The organism is bacterium, from assembly GCA_022616075.1.
In the GTDB taxonomy this organism is placed as follows: domain Bacteria; phylum Acidobacteriota; class HRBIN11; order JAKEFK01; family JAKEFK01; genus JAKEFK01.
Genome location: JAKEFK010000203.1, coordinates 1 through 5,826, shown reverse-complemented (window position 1 = coordinate 5,826; position 5,826 = coordinate 1). Strand labels below are relative to the sequence as shown.

The 5,826-nt window shown below is 49.6% G+C and carries 7 protein-coding genes and 1 pseudogene; 3 read left to right on the top strand and 5 right to left on the bottom strand.

What is annotated here, in order from left to right; all coding sequences use genetic code 11:
• From L0156_16300 to L0156_16290, 3 genes and pseudogenes are all read left to right on the top strand, one after another.
• Positions 1-439, top strand: a 439-nt coding sequence (locus L0156_16300; protein ID MCI0604549.1) for a serine protease, incomplete at its 5' end; no start/stop codon positions are given.
• A gap of 46 nt (positions 440-485) precedes the next feature.
• Positions 486-1,463, top strand: a complete 978-nt coding sequence (locus L0156_16295; GenBank protein ID MCI0604548.1) for a hypothetical protein — start codon at positions 486-488, stop codon at positions 1,461-1,463.
• A gap of 12 nt (positions 1,464-1,475) precedes the next feature.
• Positions 1,476-2,396, top strand: a pseudogene (locus L0156_16290) (DUF3179 domain-containing protein).
• Here L0156_16290 and L0156_16285 read toward each other — a convergent pair.
• From L0156_16285 to L0156_16265, 5 genes are all read right to left on the bottom strand, one after another.
• The gene (locus L0156_16285) at positions 2,397-2,972 is read right to left on the bottom strand and encodes a carboxymuconolactone decarboxylase family protein (GenBank protein MCI0604547.1); all 576 of its coding nucleotides are present in this window, start codon (positions 2,970-2,972) and stop codon (positions 2,397-2,399) included.
• Between the two features lie 17 nt (positions 2,973-2,989).
• Positions 2,990-3,781: a redoxin domain-containing protein gene (locus L0156_16280; protein ID MCI0604546.1), complete on the bottom strand. Its 792-nt coding sequence runs from the start codon at positions 3,779-3,781 to the stop codon at positions 2,990-2,992.
• A 44-nt stretch (positions 3,782-3,825) separates the two neighbouring features.
• The gene (locus tag L0156_16275; protein ID MCI0604545.1) at positions 3,826-4,464 is read right to left on the bottom strand and encodes an RNA polymerase sigma factor; all 639 of its coding nucleotides are present in this window, start codon (positions 4,462-4,464) and stop codon (positions 3,826-3,828) included.
• Complete coding sequence (trxA, locus tag L0156_16270) at positions 4,461-4,808, bottom strand: thioredoxin (GenBank protein MCI0604544.1); 348 nt, start codon at positions 4,806-4,808, stop codon at positions 4,461-4,463. Before trxA ends, L0156_16275 begins: the two co-directional genes overlap by 4 nt.
• A 211-nt stretch (positions 4,809-5,019) precedes the next feature.
• Positions 5,020-5,826, bottom strand: an 807-nt coding sequence (locus L0156_16265; protein ID MCI0604543.1) for a sigma 54-interacting transcriptional regulator, incomplete at its 5' end; no start/stop codon positions are given.

Below are 5,826 nucleotides of genomic sequence, written 5' to 3'. Positions count from 1 at the left end.
GAACGGTAATGTAAGCTGGGTGCCCAGCATGTCAGGCATCATCAATAGCACAACTGCCTTCCCCCCACGCAGTGGAAGTTGGAAAGCGCAGCTAAACGGCAAAGGTAGCACAAACACACAATCCGTTTACCAGCAAATCGCTATTCCTGCGAACGCATGCACCGCAACTCTGACTTTTTACGTGCGTATTGCGACAACCGAAACGGCAAGCGTTGCCAATGATAAGTTGAAAATTCAGATTCTGGACAGCGCCGGTGGTGTTTTAAAGACGTTGAAAACATTCAGCAATCTCGATAAGACGACGGGCTATGTAAAGAAGTCGTTTAGCGTACTCAACTTTAACGGGAAGACGATTCGCGTGAGGTTTTTGGGTACTGAGAATTCCAATTTGAAAACAACCTTCCTGATCGATGATACGGCCCTCAAAATAACCAAGTGAAATTCCAGGCTTTGGAAGGTAACTAATTCTATTGAGAAAGGAATTTATGTTTTTGATTCATGAGAAAAGGCCAGGTAATTGCGTTGATCCAACTGTTTATGGGCGACTTGCTCCCAAGGAGAGTTTTAAGGAAGCCCGCGTGATCCTGATCGCTAAGTACTTAGAACACGAGTTGGCACAAGCGGCAGCCACCGAAATGGAGCGGCATCTAAACAGATGTGCATATTGTTCGAAATTCTCAGATGAGCTAAGCGGGACAGAAGATTTCAGTAATCAAACGGTTCCATTTGCCGTTTGTCCGTCAAGTGAAATTCTAGATATTTTCCTTTTTGATCCGAATGTAATCTCCATGGAAGAAAAGCAAAGAATTGGGAATCATCTGGAACAATGTCCACTTTGCAGGGAGGAAACAGACTGGCTCAGAAGCATTGAACAGTCGCGTCCGATCAATTTTTCCCTTTCTGGTAAGAAGTGGTTTCTACATGCGTCCGTTGCAGCCGCTGTCGTCTTCATGCTCCTATCCTCCTTGTTGCTGTGGCAGAAGCATAAGGCAAGTTTCCCGGGCAAAGAACTGCGTGAGCTTGCGGTCATCAAGGAGCCAAGTGAAGTTGATTTTGCCGGCTTGGAGAAAACGTCTACTCAGCTCTCCACCGGTTTAAACCAGGTCTACAACGAAGGGATAACACTCTTTAAGGCTGGCCAATACTATCAAGCGTCAATCGTATTCCAGAAGATATTGAATGACTCTCCTCATTCAGCCTCGCTTTACCTCCTGGGCTACTGCTATTACAAATTGAATGACGGAGAAAAAGCTTTTCTCCTCTGCGATCAGGCGGAGAGAATGCAGCCGAAATCAAACGAGCGGTGTTTGCTTCTGCTGAATATTGCCTTAAAGACCGGTCACTTTGATCGTGCGCTGATGGAAATCTGTGCTCTTTATCACGACTTTCCTGACGACCCGGCTGTTCGCAACTTGTATCTGCAAATCAATAGTCTAAAGCGCGGCAATGCGGTCAGGATGTAAAGGAGGAAACCCATGTTTAAGGTTCATCTCGTTTTCGCTCTTCTGATAGGAAGTCTGGCTCCTTCCGTTGTTTACGCCGAAGCTTCCAACGAGAAGTCCAGAACAGTGAAGGGTTTTGTGCAAACGCGACCAGGCGGCCCTGCGGAAGAAGCGGAAATCCCCGTTCACGAAGCGCCTGTAGACCTGCCTGTAGTTTCTCCTGACGAAGCGAATCTGAAAGAGGATGATCTCGTTCTTGGGGTTGTTGTAGATGGTCGTGCCATCGCGTTTCCAATCCGTTTCCTGGCGATGTTCGAAATCGTAAACCAGAGAATCGGTGAGAATTTGCTAGCTCCGTCCTGGTGACCGCTCACCGGATCGGGTGTCGTGTACACTCGCAGGACGAACGAAAGAGACTTAACGTTTGACTTTGCGCAAGGGCTGATGAAAGACAATCTGTTGTTGGTCGATCGTGAAACAAATAGTTTGTGGTCACAGCTGGATGGCAAGGCAATCAGCGGTCTGTTGAAAGGAACTCCCCTGAACGCGATTGCTTCTCTTCAAACAACCTGGGGACACTGGCGCGAACAATATCCCGGCACTGTCGTCATGGTCAAGCCGAGTGAAGAGGGGAAGCCTTATTTGTATCGCAATCGGCGACCTGGTTCCAGTCCCCCGGCAGAACCTGTCCGAACGCACGATACCTCTGTTCTTGGTCTGGGGATCGTTATCAACGGGAAAGCTGCATATTTCCCCTTTTCTGAACTCGAAAAGGTAGTTGCGCCTTATCCGTTCAAACTTGGCGGCCAAGACATCACACTCTATTACAAAAAAGAGGCCTTCACAGCTTGGGCAGAAGATGCAAAGGGAAATCTTTTACCCGGAGTACTTGCTTATAGAGATGGCTGGCTAAGTTTTCATCCCGAGTCAATCATTTTCCAGGCTAAAAGATAATCACTCAGACTTTTTCCATTCGTAGCTGGCGAACATCTCATCGAGCGGTGTGTGGAATAAGTGGTTAGAATAGTTGCTGATCGTTTTCACCGCGATGGCAAGGATGATCTCCAGCATGTGCCGCTCCTCATAGCCTGCGCCTAGAAAGGCCGCTACATCGGACTTCGATGGCAAACCGCGTTTGGCTACTATCGTTTCCGTGAAGGTGCTAAGCGCCCCGAGCTTCAAGTCAGGAATCTTCTGTCCTTTGCGAATGGCCTCGGTCACTTGAGGTGGTACTTTGGACATTCGGTCGGCGATCATGCTGTGAGCCGCCACGCAGTAATCGCAGCCATTGCGAGCGCTGATTGTTAGAAGCACTACCTCCTGCTCAGCCGGGGTTAAGTCAGAACCCTTGCGGAATCGATCATAGCCGTCCATATAAGTCTCAAGTAACCCGGGGCTGTTTACCATGCCCGAATACATGTTCGGAATGAAGCCTAATTGCGCCTTAACCTTTTCCAGTAATGCTTTGGCTCTGGGTTCTGCGTTGTGTATAGTTTTCGGCGACAGCGTGAGTTTGTATTCGCTATTCATTGGTATCTCCTTTTGCTTCATCGTTCGACATTCTCAGGAGCGATCTGCTGGCCGTTAAGCTTGAACGGGCAGACGCGAAGAGCTTTGAGCGCGAGGGCGAAGGCAGCAAGTGGAGGTGCCACACGCCACATGTCCCCCCATGAGCCGTCGCCCGCTCGGTAGAGTGCGGGTGCAATGTTGCAAAGCATGCGCAGCATGGGTTTGATCAGACCGTTGCTCTGCGAGCGACCTGGCGATTTGCCGGCTACTATTGCATCGAGGGCCGCGGCTAATGGTTTCGTGTCATTGGCCCAATGCGCGCGAAAGAGAATCGTGCCGTCAACTCCCAAAACGTAAGCGGAGTTGGGCTTAGGCCCCAGTGCGCGGTGCAGAGTGCCATCCACATCATCCACAGCCACTTCAAACTCGAAGCCGTGGATCTTGCGAAGCCGCTCCGCGTGCCTCATCTTCGCGTCGATCGTTCGCGGTTGCGGAAATGCTTTCCCAGGATGCGCTTCACGTACGTTCACCATTACGAATCGGACATGCGGTCCAAAGCGGAGGTAAAGTTCCTTCAGTCCTGGCGCGGCATTATCCGTCACCGGGCAGGTGCTGGATCCGAAAATCAGCAACGCCGGGCCGGTCTCGGCAAGATCGCTTGACTTGAAGCGGCCTCCACCCACGATCGGAAGATCGAACTCCGGTACACGCTCGCCCGGACCCGGATCAACTTTACGGAAGTAGAGGTCCCTCACCACCATCGGGAGTGATAGATGCTCGAAACGATAGCGCCGTCCTGCATCCCCGGTCATTTTAGATTCGCTATTCATTGGGTTCTCCTTTTTAAAGAAATATCAGTCAAGTTCTACACGTGTCATGATTTAGAAATAATTCCAATCTCCGCCAGACGTTCCATCAGGATCTTCTTTCCTTTGAATATTCTTGTTGCCACTATGTTCGATGGCAGGCTCAGTTTCATCCCAATCTCGTCGTAACTTAGATCCTCCATCACCCTGAGATATATAGCCTCAGCGTAAGATTCCGGCAGTCTTGCGATCAGATCTGAAAGAATTTCGCGAATCTCTTTCATCCGGTATGTGTATTCCGGACTGGACTGAATTCCGTCCGCAACGGAAGGAGCATCATCGGAGATGATCCGAAAGAGTCTGCCTCTTTTTATAGTGTTCTCACGGCGAAATTTTTGAAAGAGCGTAATCCGCGCAACACGAAAGATGTAGGTGCTTAGTCTCGATTCTCCCCGAAACACATTGTTGCTTGAGATAAGTCGCAGGTAGATTTCGTGGAGCATTTCCTCACGGTCTTCGGGGTTGGGAAGATGCTGACGCAAGAGACCGGCGATCGACTTAGATGTCTTCAAGAAAGTTACAAAAATCTTCTCACAGGCCACAGTATCTCCAGCCCGGGCACTGCGGAGCAGTTCTGCCTCCTGTTCCACAATAGGCTTTGCAGCCGCGATTCCGACCTGAGGGAAAGTAAGTTGCATTGTATTCATACTCTCTCCTTCTCAAGCAGCGCATTGAGCTTCTCCACTATTTCCGACTTTGGTACTGCACCTATCACGAGGTCGACTATCTGGTCGCCGCGGAAAAACAGCAGTGTGGGGATCGAACGAATACCATACCGATCTGTGCTGATTCTGTTGTAGTCCACATTCAACTTTCCAACCTTGATTCGTCCGGAAAATTCAGTGGCGAGTTCTTCGATGACGTGTCCCATGATATGGCAAGGGCCGCACCAGTCCGCCCAGAAATCCACCAGAGTTGGCAGCGGACTCTGCAGGACCTCCGCATTGAAATTCTCATCGGTTATTGCCGTCAACTTTTCATCATCTTTCATGTTTCCTTGATTCACCTCGTATCGTGTTAATTACAATCTCCGTGCCAGAACATGGTTGAACGGAAGACTTTCTGATATCTCCTTTTGAAGCAAAGACTTGAGGCATAATTGAATTAGCATGAGAAGTTAAGTTTTCGTAAAACAGACGCGGCTGTCCGTGGGTAGCCACGGCTCACCGTGGGGCGTGAGAGGCAGAAACCCTGAAAGTGGATTACGTTCGGCTGGGTCGCTTCAGACCGAGTTTCTGCATTCGGTCTCGGAGAGTGCTGGAAGGAATGCCCAAAGAAGCTGCAGCCCCCCGCTTTCCTTCAACGATCCAGTTACTTTTCTCAAGGGCCTGAAGAATATGTTCGCGCTGAACCTCATCGAGGGTACTTGTTAACGCTGATAACCTGTCCTTCGCTACAAGGGATTCATCAATTCGAAGTGTGGAATCACTCGTGAGAATCACCGCTCGCTCGATGATGTTTTCCAGTTCCCGGATGTTGCCCGGCCAGGAATATTCCATCAATAAGGTCATGCACTCCTGAGGAATCTGATCGATCCTTTTCCCAAGTTTTGTAGAAGTTTTGGCAGTGAATTTTTTTACAAGGAGCGGAATATCTTCTTTCCTTTCGCGAAGCGGAGGCAGAGAAATGGGAAAAACATTGAGGCGATAGTAAAGATCTTCCCGAAAATTGCCGGTCCGGATAGCCTTTTCCAGATTGCGATTTGTTGCCGCTATCACGCGGACATCCACCTTGATTGTCTTCGAACCCCCGACCCGCTCGAATTCACCTTCTTGAAGGATTCGAAGAAGCTTCACTTGTAGCTCCGGGGAGAGGTCTCCGATTTCATCGAGAAAGATCGTTCCTCCACTCGCAAGTTCAAAGCGGCCGATTCTTTGAGAAAACGCTCCGGTAAAAGATCCCTTTTCATGTCCAAAAAGATCACTTTCAATCAGGTTTGGGGGCAGAGCGGCACAATTGACCTTCACAAGCGGCCGGTCCTTACGGCGGCTGATGCTATGGATGGCACG